This is a genomic window from cyanobacterium endosymbiont of Epithemia turgida isolate EtSB Lake Yunoko (assembly GCF_000829235.1).
Lineage (GTDB): Bacteria > Cyanobacteriota > Cyanobacteriia > Cyanobacteriales > Microcystaceae > Rippkaea.
Genome location: NZ_AP012549.1, coordinates 2,383,699 through 2,403,604 on the forward strand (window position 1 = coordinate 2,383,699; position 19,906 = coordinate 2,403,604).

Here is a 19,906-nt window from a genome sequence, read left to right on the forward strand (position 1 = left end):
AAGTGCTGTGATACCCAAGTTGTAGCGGGATTATCTATTCTGGAATAGAAGTTTTGTCCGGGTCTAACCATCAACCATCTATAATCTCTGATCTTTTATTCAAGCATAAAGTATGAAACCACAAGCAGATTCACAGTTTGACTACGTTAAGATCAATTTAGCCTCTCCAGAGCGCATTCGTCAGTGGGGAGAAAGAACTCTTCCCAACGGTGTGGTGGTCGGAGAAGTCACTAAACCCGAGACCATTAACTACCGGACTCTAAAACCAGAAATGGATGGCTTATTCTGTGAACGTATTTTTGGACCTTCCAAAGACTGGGAATGTTGGTGTGGTAAATATAAGCGGGTACGTCACCGAGGAATTGTATGCGAACGGTGTGGCGTAGAGGTAACAGAATCTCGCGTACGTCGCCATCGTATGGGTTTTATTAAATTGGCAGCTTCTGTTACCCACGTTTGGTATCTTAAGGGAATTCCAAGTTACCTGAGTATCCTTTTAGATATGGCTTTGCGGGATGTGGAACAGATTGTCTATTTCAACTCCTATGTTGTCCTTGATACAGGGAATGCCAGTAACCTATCCTACAAACAACTTTTAACTGAAGATCAATGGATTGAAATCGAAGACCAAATTTACACTGAAGACTCTGAACTACAAGGGATTGAGGTAGGAATTGGTGCCGAAGCTATTCAACGGTTACTACGAGAAATTAATTTAGATGAAGTTGCTGAAAAACTCCGAGAAGAAATTCTCGAAAGTAAAGGACAAAAACGAGCCAAATTAATTAAACGGTTACGGGTCATTGATAACTTCATTGCGACAGAATCCCGACCAGAATGGATGGTATTAGAAGTGATTCCGGTAATTCCTCCTGATTTACGCCCTATGGTCCAGCTGGATGGGGGTCGCTTTGCCACTTCTGATCTCAATGACCTTTATCGACGGGTGATCAACCGGAATAATCGTCTCGCCCGTTTGCAGGAAATTTTAGCTCCTGAAATCATTGTTCGTAACGAAAAACGGATGTTGCAAGAAGCAGTTGATGCACTAATTGATAACGGACGGCGAGGACGTACAGTTGTGGGGGCTAATAATCGTGCATTAAAATCCCTCTCGGACATTATCGAAGGGAAGCAAGGTCGCTTCCGTCAAAACCTCTTAGGAAAACGAGTAGACTACTCTGGACGCTCAGTTATTGTCGTTGGTCCTAAGCTAAAGATTTATCAGTGTGGCTTACCAAGGGAAATGGCAATCGAGTTATTCCAACCTTTCGTCATTCATCGCTTGATTCGTTTGGGGTTAGTGAATAATATTAAAGCGGCCAAAAAACTGATTGTTCGTGAAGAACCTAGCGTATGGAATGTACTAGAAGAAGTTATTACGGGCCACCCTGTCATGCTGAATCGTGCGCCAACTTTGCACCGTTTGGGGATTCAAGCTTTTGAACCGATTTTAGTAGAGGGTCGGGCAATTCAGTTACACCCGTTGGTCTGTCCAGCATTTAACGCTGACTTTGACGGCGACCAAATGGCAGTTCATGTTCCTCTTTCATTAGAATCTCAATCTGAAGCGCGACTACTGATGTTAGCCTGTCATAACATTCTGTCACCTGCAACAGGTAGACCGATCGTGGCTCCTTCTCAGGATATGGTATTAGGATGTTATTATCTCACTGCTGAAAATCCAAAAGCACAAAAAGGAGCAGGTAACTATTTTGGAAGTTTTGATGACGCGCTAAAAGCTTACGAACAGAAAAAATTAGATTTACATGCCTATATTTGGCTTCGTATTGGTCCAGATGAAGAAGTAGTAACTATTAAAGCTGATGAAGAAGTTCTCAAAACAGAGACCCTAGACGATGGAAGTTTGGTTAAACATTACCGCGAACGTCGAACACGAGAAAAGGATGGGGAAATTCTCGCCCAATTTGTTCGTACTACTCCAGGTCGAATTATCTACAATCAAACTATTCAGGATACACTAGTTACTATTTAATTAATTGTCTTCTCAACAAATAGACTTTTTGTAATGTAGTAGTGGTTGGAGATATAATCCCTAACCACTTTTTTAATAATTGATATTTATTCCCTAAATTAAAATGACTGTATTTAAGCAAGAACATTTATTATTTACCCCTGCACCTTCTGAATCTAACGCCATACCTACTATTTTTGCTTTTCCTAATAAGTACACTATAGGAATTACTAGTTTGGGTTATCAATTGGTTTGGAAAACTTTAGCGTTAAGATCAGATGTTGATATCAGTCGTTTATTTACGGATATTTATGAACCTTTACCTCGGTCACCTGAACTTTTAGGCTTTTCTTTTTCCTGGGAGTTAGATTATATCAATATTCTAAATCTTCTAGAATCTTTAGAGATTCCTCTTTATAGTAATCAACGAAATAATCATCAACCTTTAGTATTTGGCGGAGGTTCGGTGTTAACTGCTAACCCTGAACCGTTTGCTGACTTTTTTGATGTAATTTTATTGGGAGATGGAGAAAAGTTATTAGATAATTTCATTGATGCCTATAAAGAAATCAGAACAGCTGATCGTAAAATAAAATTACGATATTTAACCAAGATACCAGGAGTTTATATTCCCAGTTTATATGAAGTGACTTATTATAGTCTTGATGGTGGAGTCAAATCGATTGAACCGATTAGCAATGATATTCCAAATATTATAAAAAAACAAACCTCTAAAAGTAACACATTAGCTGCTTCTACAGTAGTTACAGAGAAGGCTGCTTGGGAAAATATTTATATGGTAGAAGTAGTGAGAAGTTGTCCTGAAATGTGTCGTTTTTGTCTTGCTAGTTATTTAACATTACCCTTTCGTACAGCTAACTTAGAAGGTTCTTTAATTCCCGCTATTGAAAAAGGTTTGACAGTAACAAATAGAATTGGATTGTTAGGTCCATCTGTCACCCAACATCCTGAATTTGAAATTTTACTAGATTATTTATCGCAATCTAAATATGAAGATATTCGCCTTAGTATTGCTTCAGTTCGAACTAACACAGTTACTGAGAAATTAGCCAGAACTTTAGCCAATAGGGGGACTCGTTCGATTACCATTGCGATTGAAAGTGGATCAGAGCAAATTCGTAAAATCATTAATAAAAAGTTAACTAATAAAGAAATAATTCAAGCAGTAATTAATGCTAAAGCAGGTGGATTAAAAGCAATAAAATTTTATGGTATGGCGGGACTTCCTACGGAAAAAGACTCAGATATAGAAGCCACTATTAGAATCTTAGAAGATGTTAGAAAAGTTGCACCGGGATTAAGATTAACATTTGGTTGCAGTACTTTTGTTCCTAAGTCTCACACTCCGTTTCAATGGTTTGGGGTTAACAATGAGGCTAAAAAAAGACTGAAATATTTAGAGAAACAGTTAGGACAAAGAGGAATTGATTTCCGTCCAGAAAGCTACAATTGGTCCTTGGTTCAAGCTTTAATTTCTAGGGGTGATCGCCGTTTATCAAAGTTATTAGAGTTAACCAGAAATTATGGAGATACATTGGGAAGTTATAAACGAGCATTTAAAGAATTAAAAGAAGAATTACCTCCCTTAGATTTTTATGTTCATAGAGATTGGAAAAGAGAGCAAATATTACCTTGGCATCATTTACACGGACCACTATCGCAGCAAACTTTAATGAAGCATTTAAATGAATCTACAAATAATATTTAAAGATTACTTATAACAGGAAATAGAATTAAATAGACATTGTTTTAATATTTTTTTAAAAAAAAATAAACTTTAATTAGAGATGACCGAAGAAAAAATACAGATATTAAGAGAGCAAGGAACTATTATAAAAAAAATTAAAAAATCTGTAAAAAATAGCTAAAAAGAGAAGAGTGCATCTAGATATATATAGATCTAATAATAGACAAAACTATCCATAGGCAGCAGTTTAACATAATTAGAGATACTACACTCTAAGATATATATACAAAAAGGAAAAAGACAGTTATATTAGTGCTTTACAAAATAAAAAACTTTTACTGTTTTAACTATTTATGGGAATAATAGAGCTTTATTTTAAGCTTAGCTATTTCAAAGTTTAATTTATTAACTATAATCAAGAGATATCTTTATCATAAAATAAACTACTCTTCATCAGGGACAAATAACTAAGTAAATAGTATAAGCAACTGGATGCGAGCTATAATATAATATAATCTGACTCTCCGGGCTTAAATAAAATTTAAAATTAGTAGAATTTTACAAAAATTTTACTTAAACAAAAACTACTTTTTGGGGAATAAATTATAGTATGTGTATACGCTGTTTTCCAAAATTATCTTAACGTTTTTGCGTCATGTCATTCATGACATTGCTTTAGAATAAAAGCATAATTTTATTTAGGAAAACTGAAAATAGTAGATAATGTCCTACATTCAGTATCTATTATTAGTCCAGATAATTTATATTTAGTTCAAATTATTAAGATTAAGAATGAAGCTTGGATTTAGAGGTTGGACTTTTAGCATAGATGAAACTTGTGCCAAAAGTGATTATGTTCTAGAACATAAATCACAATAACAGCAACATCAGCCTTGAGAAAAAGTTTCCCTAAATTAATCTCCAGGATACTTATGGCATATACTAATAGGTATTTTGTTTCAAGTTATTAACGATTAATCTAATCAATTTGACCATACTAATTAAAATTAGTATGGTCAAATTGATCATTGAGACTTATATCAAACATAGCAAATTTTTGTTGTTCAAAATTATTTCGTTTGCTAAAAAAACAAGTTAATTTAAAGTTAACAGTTATTTTCCGACCAAACTAGATAAGTAAATAAAGAAGCTGTAACCTGTACTCCTCGTAGTTTATTTGATAAAGGAAAGGAAGGTGTCCTATAGGCACGCTTAAATCCCAAGTAAACTCATTGGGATAAAATGTCTAATTATTATATTTTTTACAGCCAATTTTTGGACATAATTTAGTAAAATTTTTTCCTGTATATAGTCAAAGTTTCCGCTATACTGAGAAGCTAAATCTTCCTTCTGAATAAACCCATCACAGAGAATTAATAGTATGCAAATCAGTAGTAGGGAATTGTTTAACTTCAGTAAAATAAACCTATTTACACTTAACTGATGCCTCTCCTGCCAATTCAATAGTTTTTGTCGTGTAACAGTATCAGCGTCTTTAAATTGTTGATTGATGAGCAAGTCCTTGAGGAGTTGATAATTAATGTTGCATTCCGACTCGAGAGGAACAACTCTATAAGGAAAATTAATTTGTAAAAATTCTTGAATTTTTGGTATTTTTATTTGGCAAAGGGCTTCATACGCCTTCCCTATTAATATCACCAATTGAGATTAATTAACTTAATATTTAAAGTTTATCTAGATATATATAGATAAATTATGGATAAAGAATAAAAGTTTTTTTATCCACTTTATCTCCTAAGATTTCAGGTTTTATTAATTTATAAGACATTTCCAAATACAACACGCATAACCAGTTTTATGATGACAGTATCTAAGGTTTCTATATCTTTATAGCGACAACGTTTAGCTCGTCTGGCTATTTAGCCTACAACAAGATAGCGATTAAAAGCTATATTTGTCAACTCATCAGCAATCTACACTACTTCTGCTTAATAGAAAAAATACTTAGTCATGCTCGATTTTTAAGTTATTTAATTACTGACTTTTTTTCAGGTTATAAAGTAAAGGATAATCTAAAAAAATAATAAAAGAAGATTAAGTTGATTTAAACTAAATAGCTTAACTGACTAATTTTTAGGCTATTGTGTCCGCAAAAAACTTATTTGATACGTTGGCTGATTGGGGATGAAATATTACAGATAAACTATTATTAAATAATTTCAAAATTTCAAGAGATTAGAAAAAAATAAAAATTTTAAAGACAGTAATTTGCTCTATTTTAAAAGTTTTATTGACTTATTATTTATTGTTTCTGGTAGGGAGAAGATGGTGTTATATTGACGAGGATATTTATACAGGTTTAGATTGAAATTCGATAATAATTCTGTATACCTATCTAAAATTTAGATTACTTCAATTGGTATTGTTTATAGTAACCATCTTGAATAAAAGGGTTTTAACTATCTGAACTAAATGATAGCTTATCTTTAAATATACCTCTGCCAATTTAATGAGCTTTTATTTGATATTATTCTTCTTCTATTGAATTCATTTTTGGACTATTCAGTTAGTAAAAAATATAGATATAATTGTTTTTTTGCTATTATTTTAGGTTTCCTTTGACTCAACCATTCGTATGTCCTGAGTAATTACCAATAACAATTTTATATATTATTATTTTTTATCTTTTTCTGATAAATCTTAAATAGATTTGATATATTTTTTATTTCAAGTTCTTTATTTTTGAGTTCTTTATGAGGACCACAATCCTTATCTGCCTGAGATTTTATCTCTATAAAAGTTATTTCTATTAATTGTATTTTATATAAATTTCATGCATTTTAAAATTGATTTAACTTTCAATTTTGCTCTATTTAAACAGCATATCTCTGCTATTTTCTAATTTTTTTATCGTAAATTACTTTAATAGCGCTGATTTTATAAATTCTATTAGTTGAACTTTTAAGTTGATTTATATCTAAATTTTCTTAATTAATTTTTTTATTCTATATTTATTTTAAACTTTGTCAATAAATATGATAAAAATATATATAGAAGTTGAATATTATTATATTAATAGTTTATTTAGAACTTTATTGATTAGTTTAATTTTTAGAGTAGATTTACTATTTATCTTAGTTTTTTTTTGCTAAGTCAAAAGCTTCTTCTCTCGTTGAAATTTTTCCTTCAATGCAAGCTAGTTGAATTTTTGTTAATAATTCCCCAATTTTAGGACTTGGCTTTAGATTTAAGTGCCGAATTAAATCATGCCCAGTTACTAAAGGAGAAGGATAGACTACTTTATCTTTAGGATCGAGATAACGATTAATTAAAGAGAAAATAGCCTGAGAATCTATCCGCTTTGCTAAAGCTAAAATAGCTAATACTGGAAAAATTTTGCCTACTTTTAAAAAGAAAAAGTACAACTCTCTTAAGTTCATAAGACCTTGATTTCCTTGTAATACAGGCAAATAATTTAGAGCCTTAGTTACAGTACAAATATCAACACGAGGGTATTTTAAATTAACTAATTCTAAATCAGCTTTATCAGGAACAAAAGAAGCTAAAATTGATAGCTTTGCTTGTCGAATAGTTGGAGGATAATATTTGTAATTATCTAAGGAATAGTCTAAAAACTTGCAGAAATTATTTGTATTTAGCTTTTCTTTTAACAAACAAACTACTTGATCAATTTTAATAAGCTGATCAAATTTTTCTTCGGTTAGTTGTTTAAACCATGGATCAAATAAACCATCTTTAGCTGCATTAATTAAATTTTCACTTCCCCGAATATTTGATAATAAGTAATTTAATTCATTTTGCACTCTTTCTACCGCAACTTGCCCAATTAAAGGAGCTAACTTACGAATAGTTTTTCTAGTTTCATATTCAATAGTAAAATTTAATTGAGTGCTTTGACGATACGCTCGCAACAATCGTAAGGGATCATCTTTAAGATTTTTTGGGGATACCATTCTTAAAATCCCTTGTTTTAAATCTTGTAATCCATGTAAAGGATCAATCAATTTCTGCTCATGAAAATTATAAGCAATCGCATTAATAGTAAAATCACGCCGCTTTAAATCAATTTCTAAACTATTCCCTTCCTGTTGAGCAAAATCTACTGTTCCTTGTTTGAATACAACCCTAGCAATTTTTCTTTTTTCATCTAAAATCACGAATCCAGCATGATAATGATTTGCCATACTTCTGGCAGTTTCCACAGCTAAATCCGGTAAAACAAAATCTAAATCTAGATAATTTCTTGAACAATTAAGAAACGCATCACGGACCGCCCCTCCCACTAAACAAGCCGTTGGAGGTAGCCACTTTAAACTAAACGGTAAAGAATCTGCTAATAAATAAGTTAAACTATTTTGCTCAATCATTAAAAGTAATAAAGATAAACTTAGAAAACCGCTTATCTCAGCGTTGTCTAAGTTAGATTAACAATGAAAAGATGGATATCAATAAGGGATGGTGTGTATTTAGGTTCACTGCTATTACACTAATCGCCGTACGACCTATCATGTAGTGGAATTTCAAAATAAACAACCATAATTTAACCAGTCATACAACCTTTAAACTGACTGAACCCATCATCAACACTAATATTTATTCCAAAGATGATTATATCGAAATGGAGTAGGATATGGTTGATTGCGATAGTCTTCAAAAAAAGCACGTAGGTGGTTAAAATTGCGTCTAGGGGAACTTGTTATAACGTAAATTAGTCAATCCTGAATATTTATAAAATTGTTTTTAATAAAGATTAGGTTAGTGACTGTCAAAACTCCGATTGATAACGTATTGACTATCTACTGATTTATGAAACAACAATCAGTTATTGGAATTGATTTAGGAGGAACTGCTATCAAATTAGGGCAGTTTCTCAGAGATGGTACCTGTTTAAAGTTTTTAACGATTGCAACGCCTCAACCCTCTACTCCACAAACAGTTCTAAGGACAATTGTAGAAGCTATCAATCAGCTTGAATTTCATAAAACCTGTCACTGTCACGCTTTGGGAGTGGGAACCCCTGGTCCAGTTGATGCTCAAGGAAGAATTGCTAAAGCTGCTATTAACCTGTCTGGGTGGCAAGATGTCCCTCTTGCGAATTGGTTGGAAACAGAAACAGGACTTCCCACCACTATTGCCAATGATGCTAATTGTGCAGGATTAGGGGAGACTTGGCTAGGAGCGGGAAAAAACTTTAAAAATCTGATTTTGTTGACTCTAGGGACTGGCGTAGGAGGAGCTATTATTCTTGATGGACGCTTGTTTACTGGGCATTTAGGAGCCGCAGGAGAATTGGGATTGATTACCCTTGATTTTGATGGACCTTCATGTAAAAGTGGAAATCAGGGGTCCTTGGAACAATATGCTTCGGTCCAAGCTATTCGTCGAATGACACGGAAAGAACCGATTGAATTAGGGCAATTAGCTGCAAAAGGCAACCGAGAAGCTTTAAAGTTTTGGGAAGATTATGGTTATTTATTAGGGGCAGGACTATCGAGTTTAATATATATCTTAACCCCCGAGGCAGTTATTATTGGGGGTGGGGTAAGTGCGAGTGCTCCCTATTTTTTCCCAGCTACTCTCTTAGAGATTGAACGGCGAGTTCTTCTTAGTCATAGAGAAGGATTACAATTAATTTCGGCTAAATTGGGGAATAAAGCGGGAATGATTGGGGCAGCTAAATTGGCTTGGAAAAAAGTTGATAAACTCACAAGTTAACGCTTATTTAAAAACATCTTTGTAAATCAAACAAATCGGAATTATAATAGACAATTTGTTTCTATTAGTTCTTATCTTTTTGAATACTTTTTACTTTCCTGCATAAAAATACTTGAATCAATCCGTTCCGTTGTGCGTTCATTTGACCACTTAATCTAAATTTTAAATAAAAGTTTCTTATCGTAATATAAAAGTATAATATTATTTGTTTGTGATTCTTAGTTACCTTAGTGCTCATAACTTAGAACCGTTTCTCATGGGGTTGTTCTCCCTGCACAATTTAGAAAACTCCCTACAACTTCACTGCCTAAATTTTATATTCAAATTTTTTTGCCTTCCTGAAAACTGCAACTCACGGACCAGTAGCTTATAAATGATTTTTATTGTTTAACCTGGAAATTCTAGTGATTTAGAGAGCAACATTAAAATGGGTTTATTCCTATTTTCCTTCTAATTTATTTTTTTATAAAATCGTAATAGTATAGTAAGTAAAATATTAATTAATGGTGTTCACAACAATGTTGTCAACAATTACATAGTGATTACATAGCCGAACAATAATTTCAATAATTATTACTATTGAATATATAGGAGTTAATTGGGTAATTATAAATAAAATTTAAAAAAGTAAATTATTTTATATCTCTATATTTAATAAATTAAAAATAAATTTATGTTGCTTTTATTGATATTTTTTAGAACAACTCTTTTAATAAAGACAGTAATACGAAACTAATGATATGGTCCTACACCCGATAGTTATACCTTTCTAAAAAATTAAGGATTTAACTCATTGTTATTGGTTTAATTCTTAGTTTTTTTTATTTGACTGACGTATATTATAATAATTCGGCAAGACTTCTTCTATTTTACCCATTATTGTTAAAAACTAATAAACTCAAGGCTAATCTACTAACGTACATATCAAATTGGACAATTACAGATAAGAAAACCTAGTATTTTAGTCGGCCCCCCCGTCCGCCATCGGACATTATTACTGTGACGAAGCGTTTGCTGATGGTTTAAGTCTCTGGTTTGAATATTAATTCTTGTGGACAAGAAACTGCTCATATTTAGTTTGAATGTCGATTGGGAGACTGATAAAAAGGTTTGTTGACAACTTTTGCCGGATATAATTTACCCCGAACTTCTATCTCAAGAGTGCTTCCCACTTTACTTAAAGCACGAGGAACATAGGCAAGAGCGATAGCTCTTTCTAAGGTGGGGGATAAAGTTCCACTGGTGACTTTCCCAACCTTGTTACCGTCTGAAAATACTGAGTAACCATGACGAGCAATATGTCGTCCTTCCATCTGTAAACCCACCAGACGATGCTTAACTCTTTGGGCTTTTTGTTGCTCTAAGATCTTCCGTCCGATGAATTCTCCTTTAGAATCAAGATGGACCAGCCATGCCAAGCCAGCTTCTAGGGGAGTCGTGCCATCCCCAATATCATGTCCATACAGAGACATAGCCGCTTCTAACCGGAGAGTATCCCTAGCTCCTAATCCACAAGGAGTGACACCAGTTTGACATAGTGACTGCCAAAGTTTTTGTCCTGCCTCTGGATCAACCATAACTTCAAAGCCATCCTCTCCGGTATAACCTGTACGTGCGATAAAGGCAGATTTTCCTAAAACCGTTCCTTCTAGATGTCCAAAAAACTTGAGTTTACTAAGATTTTCTTTCACTAAGGGCTGTAATTTCAAAATAGATCGAGGACCTTGAATGGCAATTAAAACTTTTTCCTGAGATAAATCTTTAAAAGTAATTGGTTTTCTATCTAAATGTTCTAAAAACCAGGTTTTGTCTTTCTGGGTTGTCCCTGCATTCACAATAATGATGACTTTTTCTTTTCCAGTTTCCGTTATCCCTTGATAATATACAATAATGTCGTCAACAATGCCCCCTTGCGAGTTTAGAAGTACTGTATATTGAGCTTGTCCTCGTTGTAACCGTTCTAAATCTGAAGGAACCAAGTACTGTAGTGATGAGAGTAATTCTAGTCCTTGGAGAGCAAATTTACCCATGTGGGAGATATCAAATACCCCAACATCAGTACGGACTGATTGATGTTCAAGTTTAAGCCCCCCAAATTGAACTGGCATTTCCCACCCAGAAAATTCTGTTAGTTTGGCTTTTTGTTGAATGATCAAATCATATAGAGGAGTATGTAGGAGGTCAACACAAGGGTCTGATTTAGCCACGATTTTATAATAAAATTAAGATGCAGAGACCACTATCATAATATAACCGAATTTTACTGGTCTTCTTGATTTGAGGATTCAAAAATGGACAACATCCTCTTGGAATCACTTTAAATATACAGAGAAAAGAGTGAGGATTCCAACACTGTTGGCTACGATGGTGAAGACATGTTAAACAACAATCTGATTTTCCAACTTTCTGAGTTTAACTCAAGACTACACGCTAAAAAATACTCATAAAAACCAATTATTTCCATAGATTTCAATATATTCCTTTGAACAAAATTAGAACAATATTCTTCCCTAATTCGTTTAACTCTCTTTCATAAACTGTTAGTGTAGCAGGCAGTTAGAGAAAGTTTTAGGAATGAGCAGTTAAACTAAAGTCCTCACGTCAGGAGAATGTGACTAATAACGATTGTGAAGTTCTTTTAAGTTAGTTAAATCGTCGAATAAAGGGGGAAACTATTAACCAGATATGATACTATAAAACCGTAGATTACGTATAAGTTTGATTGTACTACAGCAATCACTATGCTTAGCCAAAAGATAGGCATAGATCTTTTGAACCGAAAGCCATAATGTAAATTTAAAAATTGCAGATAAATCAAGCCCTAATATGAACTAGTGTTTTTCTGGCAGCAAAATTGATTTAGACTTCGGTATCAGATGTCCTTCCTGTATTGTTCTTTTCAGAGAAAAATACAGGAAAGACACTGTGGTAATGAGTCTAGACAAACATCATAAACTTGGGCTACGTTGCCATCTACCCAGATATCCAACATATTATCTCGTAAATTGATGTTTGATGGTATACGAGTGCAAGAATTTTAAAATTCTCTGTTCCAATCCTAGGAGAAAATCCGGTAACGGCAAACTCCCTCCCTGAGCAAAAGACCCATAAATGTACTTTAACTGAATATTCTTCAGGCTAACGGCAATAGAGAAGTGTATGGACATGTTTAAGGGTTCGATCAAGTCATGAATAAATATGCACTTGGTATGATGACCTACCGATAGTAATTTAATTGTTATATTTTCGCAAAATATAATCGGTAATCACCCGACAAAACAGCACAGATTAGTTGAATAAAGGACATAAGTTAGAGATTTCCTCTTTATGAACTTTTTTAGTCAGCCGTCTTAATAGGAGAGAAAATATAAGGATTAGAACAACAATTTTATCGTGAAGTAATTTATCTTCGCCCTTAAATCTATCCAAAGTTCTTTAGTGAGCTGATCCATTACCATTGTAGTCATCAGAGTCATAAAATCCATTTTTTGTTCCGAAAAAGAGGCTCGAAACAATAAATAAACCGGTTAAAATTGCTAGAACTAATTTAACATCCATAATATTTTGAGTGGCTTTTCACTTTAATTATTTAATTTTAAACAATAAACAGTATAGCTGTTGATGTTTTTGATGCCTTTGAAAGTGATAACTTTCTTAAGAGTTCATGACCTGTTGAAAAAAGTCCTTCCTAGTAGGTTCATCGACAGGGTAGGCAAGGGGAACTTCTTCGACTTCTGGTAAAGGCTCTACTACCAACTCTTTCAACTCCTTAGAAAATTTAATACCACCGGATAGGCGTTTAAGCAGTTTGGGACGAGGATCATGAAGTAGATAAATAATTTCATCGTCTTGCTGCCAATCTTGAGTCGCTTTAACCACTTGTAGGCTTCCTTGCCGTTTGATTAATAGAGGTAAGAGTTCTCCAGATTGAATTAATGCTTGAAAATGGGCTTGTTGTAGAGAAAGTCCAGGTTCTTTAAACTGGGTTGTCCCTAACTTCATTTGTTCTTCCCGTAAGTATTGATTCCAAGTTTTAATTAATTGTTGGTCTATGAAAGCCGCATTAACTTTGGTTTTGTTTGTCGTAGAATTATTAGGTGTATTACTCGGAAATACCGCAAATACTCTAGGGGGTTGAAATTCCTCCACCGCTCGCTGAGCTAAAACGAGATTGACTTCTCCATTACTGGTTAAAGCCATAAAGTTCCCCATTGAGTAAATTCCTGCTTGTTCTAGAACGTTAGGATCGAGTCCACTGCTTTGGAATACGGATAAACCTTCAGCTTCAGCTTGCTGACATGCTTCAGGATCGGTATCAATTAACACAACAGACTCTCCCTGTTGTTGAAAGAGCCTTCCAATTAAGCGTCCTATGTCATTACCCCCGACAATAACTGCCCCTGTAGCTTCTATAGGATTAATCTTTAATGCTTGGGCAACCCAACGGGCTGATAATCCTTGAACAAAGACAGTCATCATAATTGTTAAGAACACTAGGGCTTTAATTGACTCTCCACCGTTAATACCCTTTTCTGTCAGTAAAATAGCAAATAGAGAGGCAACAGATGCCGAAACAATCCCTCGCGGTGCAATCCAAGCTAAAAAGAGTTTTTGTCGCCAATGAAGATTACTGTTCCATGTACATAGGACAACATTAATTGGTCTAACCACTAACATCAGGATGAGAACGGTTAACACACTCCCCCATCCCAAAGCAAAAATACTGTCAATGGAAAGATCAGCTGCTAAAAGAATGAAGAGAACTGAGACACAAAGAACAGTTAATTGTTCTTTAAACCGCCGTAATAAGCGTTCTTCTGGGACAGAGGAAGCTCTAACCACAATCCCGGCAACCACGGTAGCCATCAACCCCGATTCACTGCAACTGAGTTGAGCTAGTCCAAACAATCCCCAGACTCCCGCTAAAACTACCAGATTTTTTAAATCTTCTGAGATAAAACTGGTATTTTTGAGAATAAAGCCTAGTAAAGCTCCACTAAGTCCTCCAATGATTGCCCCAATCCCCAATCGTAGAAGAACACTACTAAAAATTTCTACCGGACTGGCATTACTGTTCAGAATAGTATCTAAAACTACCACTGCTAAGATGGCTCCTACTGGATCAATGAGAACTCCTTCGCTTTCGAGAAGAGTAGCTACTTGACGATCCACTGAAACCTGTTTAAGTAAAGGACTAATCACTGTAGGTCCAGTAACTACTACTAACGCCGCATAGAGAAAAGCAATGGACCAGGGAAATTCCGCCAACCAATGGGCTGCCATACCGCCACCAATTAAGGTAACAAGAACACCAATAGTGACGAGATTTTGCAAGCTACCTGATACTTTTCCTAAATCTCGCAGTTCTAAGCTTAATCCTCCTTCGAATAAAATAATAGCCACAGATAAGGCAACCAAAACTTCTAGTCCTACTCCTAGTTGATGAGGATAGAGAAATTTCAAGACATCAGGTCCAAGTAAAATTCCAAACAGTAGCAAAAAAACAATACTTGGGACCTTGAAAAATTCAGCGGTCACTTGGGCAGCAATGCCAGCCAGAACAGTGATCACAATTTGCAGGGTCAGTTGAAACGATCCTTCCATAGGCTTACTTCAGTGGCCGGCAATGTTTAAAGGGACGATTACTATCGATGACTTTCAGCTTCAAATTAATAGCTTATCGCAGCTTCAAATTTTACTTAAATATTAAAATAATAGGACTTTACAGTTTAATAGTCACTCTGGGTATTCTAACATTTAGATTCTAGAAGCCGTCATCCGGTCAACAATTAAATGATGGACTGATACTAGATATTTAATCCGATAAATGTGATTGGTTCAGTTTCTAGGGAACAATTGATCATCCTAGTATTCTTTCTTTTTGTCTTTTATCTATTACCTTTATCTCCCCAAGATGAATCATCTAAGATTTATTTGGAATAAATCACAGGACCAAGGAGCATTTAAAAATCACTGGCGATAATTTTAGGTTTGGGCTGGACTATTTATTCTTAGGAGCTTTCCCCCTGTTTAGTTTCAATTTAGCGTCCCCTTTTCTCTATGGGCAAAAAAGTTTAGTAGCTCAGATGGCTAAGGAAATGGTAAATAATAACTTTTTATCGGGTCGATGGCTTTTTCCGACTCTTTGGGGTGAATTCTATCATCAGCACCCCCATTTAAGTATTTTTTTTATTGCTTTTACTTACTTTTGCCATAACAGCAATTCTCATAACTTGTCGTAATCGTCAGTTTATCATCATATTGTTTTGGGGAATGTATGTGTCGTTGATGTTGTTAGTGAATTCTTTCTATTGTAATGGGGAAATTCAGTCTCAGAAATTGATTCAACCCTTAGTGCAGATGTTAAGGAATAAGGTTCCTCCCCACAAGGTGGTATTGCTGATTTAGTCCAAGAGAATCAACCGTTAAATTTATATAGCGATCACCATGTTATCCCAATAACTTCTGAAACCCTTTTGCGATACTAGCATACTCTACCTGATTCCTATTTTCTCATTACCTTAGAAACTTGGACAAAACTTTCCTTGGAATATGTTTACCCATTAGATAAAGTCTTTTCTAATTGGTATTTAATTGCCAGAATTTAAAATTAAGTCTTGGGATATAATTCTAGTTAAATATGATTAAAAGAAAAATTAAAATTATGTAAATTTTAATTAAAATTTTTGAGTTCAAAGTCGTTGATTTTACATGCTACAACTTAGGTTATGAGTCTTATAAGTCAATAAAGAACTTATAAGACTTTTTGAGATTGAGTATAATTAAGTTTAGGAAAATAATACCAGTTTAATAATACCAGTTTAATAATACCAGTTTAATAATACCAGTTTAATAATATTCTCTTTGTAAACTCATTAGAATTAGTTAAGCTATAAATTTATATGTCAATCAATTTAATTTTTGATTTATCTTTTCCACCATTAGTTGGAAAATTCAATTACTAAAATAAATTTTAATTATGTAAGTACATCCACTTACTATAAGTAGTTTCTGTCCATTATATAAATTGATTGAAAACTTCATCACTCGTCACTCATTGTTTTTGTTTCAACAATATCTCTCATCTTCTCGATATCATTTTAATCTTAATAAGAAACAAAATGATAATGCCGTTCCTTTCAAAAATACTACTTCTCGCATAAAGCTGTAACTTCTTTTTCTCTCCATAAATTTCCGTAGAACTACGTTTAAGTAGGGTAAGTTACGTATAAGATTTATTTTGAACAGAAATTAATAAGTTTTTATTCATACTGTAACCCGCCAAATTAGTCATGATATTTAATCATCTTGAATATCAATAAAATCTAAAAATTGCCACCTTCATTGGTAGCAATTATGAAGATTTAACTATTTGATAAAAGCTTAGACATCATAGTATAAGGCAAACTCATAAGGATGAGGGCGTAACCGTAAAGGGTTAACTTCATTATCAAGTTTGTATTCAATCCAACTCTCGATAAAATCTTTAGTGAAAACTCCCGTATTGGTTAAAAATGTCTGGTCCTTTTCGAGGGCTTCTAGGGCTGCCTCAAGAGAGCTGGGAGTTGAAGGAATTTTACTTAACTCTTCAAAGGTAAGATCGTAGATATCCACATCTAAAGATGGACCTGGATCAATTTCATTCTTAATCCCATCAATTCCTGCACATAGCATCGCTGCAAACGCCAAATAAGGGTTGCATGTGGCATCAGGACATCGGAATTCCAACCGTTTAGCTTTAGGATTGGGTCCAGACAAAGGAATACGAATAGAAGCAGAACGGTTCCCTTGAGAATAAGCTAAGTTAACAGGAGCTTCAAAACCAGGAACTAGACGCTTATAAGAGTTGGTGCTGGGATTAGTAAACGCTAACAAAGCAGAAGCGTGTTTAAGGATACCACCAATGTAATTTAAAGCCATTTTGCTCAAATCTGCGTAACCGTTCCCCCAGAATAGTGGTTGCCCATCTTTCCAGATAGATTGGTGAGTGTGCATGCCAGAACCATTGTCATTAAACAAGGGTTTGGGCATAAACGTCACGGTTTTACCATATTTCCTAGCAACATTTTTTACGACATATTTGTAGGTCATCAAATAGTCTGCCGCTTCAACGAGGGTAGCAAAGCGAAAACCTAATTCGTTTTGTCCTCCTGTAGCTACTTCGTGATGGTGTTTCTCAATTGGAACTCCACATTTAGCCATAGTTAGCAGCATTTCTGTCCGCATATCCTGTAGAGTATCTGTCGGGGGTACAGGAAAGTAACCCTGTTTGTAGCCAGGTTTATAGGCGAGGTTTCCACCCTCCTCTTTACGTCCCGTATTCCAGCGTCCTTCTACACTGTCTAGGTAGTAATATCCTTTATTCTCAGTTTGGTCAAAACGAACATCATCGAAGACAAAGAATTCAGCTTCAGGTCCAAAAAAAGCAGTATCGCCAATTCCCGTAGTTTTGAGAAATTCAACCGCTTTAGCAGCAATGGTACGAGGATCGCGGCCGTACCATTCTCCTGTACGAGGTTCCTTAATACTACAAATTATACTAAGGGTAGGTTCTTCACAAAAGGGGTCGATCCAAGCCGTTGTCGGCTCGGGAATCATGACCATATCAGACTCGTTGATGGCTTTCCACCCCCGAATACTCGAACCGTCGAAGGGAACCCCATCGACAAAAGAACTTTCGTCAATTTGATTGTAGTAGAATGAACAATGTTGCCAAATACCTGGGGTATCAATGAATTTCAGGTCAACAATTTTTATGTTGTTGTCTTGAACTATTTTCAAGACGTCTTGAGGGGTTTTAGCCATGGACAGACTCCTATTTTATTCAGCCTCAAACCACCAACCCTAAAGATAGGTCACAAGATATTTTGTATTCCATGATACAGGCATCCTTGTTTAAATCTGTAGATAATGCAAAGTTTTGAAGCTACTCTGCAACCTAAGTAGTCGGACATAAATGGACAACACTATGCTAACGCGAATTTGACAAGGTTTGAAAATATTTTTATTTTTCTTCTATTTCGCAGAGTATATTAATAACCGCCATAACCCCATTAACCCAATTTTGTCCCATCGGTAAATTGTTGACTGTCGAGGGAGCCTCTTTTAAATAAATAACAATTTTTTTCGCCTTTCACCTCATTGCTAATGATCTAATTACATTAACTCTATATTATGTTGTTATAGAAATTTTTTAAACTTCAATTAACTCATATAAATTCTTCTTTTTACTTTTTTTTAAAAAACACCATTACACTCAAATACAACATTAGTTAATCATAATTTTTATATCTAACTTTCATTAACATAAACTTTGAATTTATGGTAATTGATTTTAAATCAATAAGGTATTATAATAGGTTATTAATTTAAACCTCTATTTAGATAAAAAACCTAAATTTTTTTAACAAGATATTGCAATATTTTAACATAATTATTGTTTTAAAAAAATAACTTAGGCGGTCAATTCAAATAAAGATTTGTCCTTATGAGATGATAGATAAGGAAAAAAACACTAAACTTTATAGTAGGCTATAAAACATTGTTGACGTAATTATTATCTAATTAAAAATTATGATCTTACCGTACGTTATATGATAGGGATCAGAACGCAATGAATAGGCTTAAAGACTATTATTTGCCTGATATAGCTTCTATCAGTGCGGCTGCGGTTGTTAATGCCAATTTTCCTGAAGTTCTAAGACAGGTGAGACTTAGATTATTTGAATAGGTGTCTTAATTAGTTTTTTCTGAAGTAAATACTTATACTAATCTTTCTTATTCAGCTTTTCTAGAGTAAATAGACTATTCTCTACGCTATGCTAGTTATGCTTTAGCAGAGGGTGAGTACAATGTTCTTGATAAAGGGATATTGCGAGAGTGGCGCAAAACCTATAACTTCTTGAGAGTTCTCATTATCTCAAAAATCAAGGAAATCCAAATTATGAAAGACATGGTAAAAACCATAATGGCTGATACTGGGATTAAAGATGTCTCATTTAATAATTTTTTTGCTCACAGAGCTCTTGATATTAGTGAAATTTCTGTTTAAGTTCGTTGAAAATTAATAAGATTCTTAGAGACGATCACTATTCTTCAGTCAACAGTGATTACTTCTCTAAATCAAAAAAGATTGTTAGGATGTAGACTTAGTGTAACTAAAATTATTCGAGAAGCACCCAGTTTGGACATAATGAGTATAATACCATCTATGGGAGTTAAACTAAAACTAATGATGGCTGTAGCCTCGGTTACCCCCAAGGGGTCAACCTCAGTTATACGGAATGTTTACCCTAACTATAAAGTTATAGTACTTAATGATAATTTCAATACCTTTGAGCATGTTGCTAACTGCTTAATGAAGTATATACCGAACATGACTGGTGATCGTGCTTGGGAACTAACACACCAAGTTCATTCTGAAGGACAGGCAATTGTCTGGGTCGGTCCTCAAGAGCCTGCCGAACTCTATCACCAGCAGTTACGGCGAGAAGGATTAACTATAGCTCCTTTAGAGGAAGCTTAAG

Annotated in this window: 11 protein-coding genes; 6 read left to right on the forward strand and 5 right to left on the reverse strand. The window is 34.3% G+C overall.

Annotated elements, in window-relative coordinates:
- Positions 1-112: 112 nt before the first annotated feature.
- Positions 113-1,996, forward strand: coding sequence for a DNA-directed RNA polymerase subunit gamma (locus ETSB_RS07440; RefSeq protein WP_044107204.1), 1,884 nt, complete (start codon positions 113-115; stop codon positions 1,994-1,996).
- Between the two features lie 103 nt (positions 1,997-2,099).
- Positions 2,100-3,704 (forward strand): B12-binding domain-containing radical SAM protein, encoded by a 1,605-nt coding sequence (locus ETSB_RS07445; protein WP_044107205.1) that lies wholly within the window; start codon positions 2,100-2,102, stop codon positions 3,702-3,704.
- Positions 3,705-4,895: 1,191 nt separating this feature from the next.
- Here the strand turns inward: ETSB_RS07445 and ETSB_RS07450 are convergent.
- Together ETSB_RS07450 and ETSB_RS07455 are read right to left on the reverse strand one after the other, a co-directional pair.
- Positions 4,896-5,345: a hypothetical protein gene (locus ETSB_RS07450; RefSeq protein ID WP_145972253.1), complete on the reverse strand. Its 450-nt coding sequence runs from the start codon at positions 5,343-5,345 to the stop codon at positions 4,896-4,898.
- A gap of 1,433 nt (positions 5,346-6,778) precedes the next feature.
- The gene (locus tag ETSB_RS07455) at positions 6,779-8,032 is read right to left on the reverse strand and encodes a tRNA nucleotidyltransferase/poly(A) polymerase family protein (protein WP_044107207.1); all 1,254 of its coding nucleotides are present in this window, start codon (positions 8,030-8,032) and stop codon (positions 6,779-6,781) included.
- A gap of 439 nt (positions 8,033-8,471) precedes the next feature.
- Here ETSB_RS07455 and ETSB_RS07460 point away from each other — a divergent pair, with 439 nt between their 5' ends.
- A complete protein-coding gene (locus tag ETSB_RS07460; protein ID WP_044107208.1) occupies positions 8,472-9,380 on the forward strand; it encodes an ROK family protein in 909 nt (302 codons plus the stop codon).
- A 1,073-nt stretch (positions 9,381-10,453) separates the two neighbouring features.
- Here the strand turns inward: ETSB_RS07460 and gcvT are convergent.
- Positions 10,454-11,590: a glycine cleavage system aminomethyltransferase GcvT gene (gene gcvT, locus ETSB_RS07465; RefSeq protein WP_408643905.1), complete on the reverse strand. Its 1,137-nt coding sequence runs from the start codon at positions 11,588-11,590 to the stop codon at positions 10,454-10,456.
- A 1,444-nt stretch (positions 11,591-13,034) separates the two neighbouring features.
- The gene (locus ETSB_RS07475; protein WP_044107212.1) at positions 13,035-14,984 is read right to left on the reverse strand and encodes a cation:proton antiporter; all 1,950 of its coding nucleotides are present in this window, start codon (positions 14,982-14,984) and stop codon (positions 13,035-13,037) included.
- 588 nt (positions 14,985-15,572) lie between these two features.
- On the opposite strand from ETSB_RS07475, the gene ETSB_RS09720 reads away from it, so the two are divergent.
- Positions 15,573-15,788: a hypothetical protein gene (locus ETSB_RS09720; RefSeq protein ID WP_145972254.1), complete on the forward strand. Its 216-nt coding sequence runs from the start codon at positions 15,573-15,575 to the stop codon at positions 15,786-15,788.
- A 975-nt stretch (positions 15,789-16,763) separates the two neighbouring features.
- On the opposite strand, the gene glnA is transcribed toward ETSB_RS09720, so the two are convergent.
- Positions 16,764-18,185 carry a type I glutamate--ammonia ligase gene (gene glnA / locus ETSB_RS07480; protein ID WP_044107214.1) on the reverse strand — a complete coding sequence of 474 codons (1,422 nt, stop codon included), beginning with the start codon at positions 18,183-18,185 and terminating at the stop codon, positions 16,764-16,766.
- Positions 18,186-19,179: 994 nt separating this feature from the next.
- Between glnA and ETSB_RS10365 the strand changes: the two genes are divergently transcribed.
- Both ETSB_RS10365 and clpS read left to right on the forward strand, forming a co-directional pair.
- Positions 19,180-19,431: a globin family protein gene (locus ETSB_RS10365; protein ID WP_232509924.1), complete on the forward strand. Its 252-nt coding sequence runs from the start codon at positions 19,180-19,182 to the stop codon at positions 19,429-19,431.
- Between the two features lie 180 nt (positions 19,432-19,611).
- A complete protein-coding gene (gene clpS / locus ETSB_RS07485) occupies positions 19,612-19,905 on the forward strand; it encodes an ATP-dependent Clp protease adapter ClpS (RefSeq protein WP_044107686.1) in 294 nt (97 codons plus the stop codon).
- Position 19,906 lies beyond the last annotated feature (1 nt).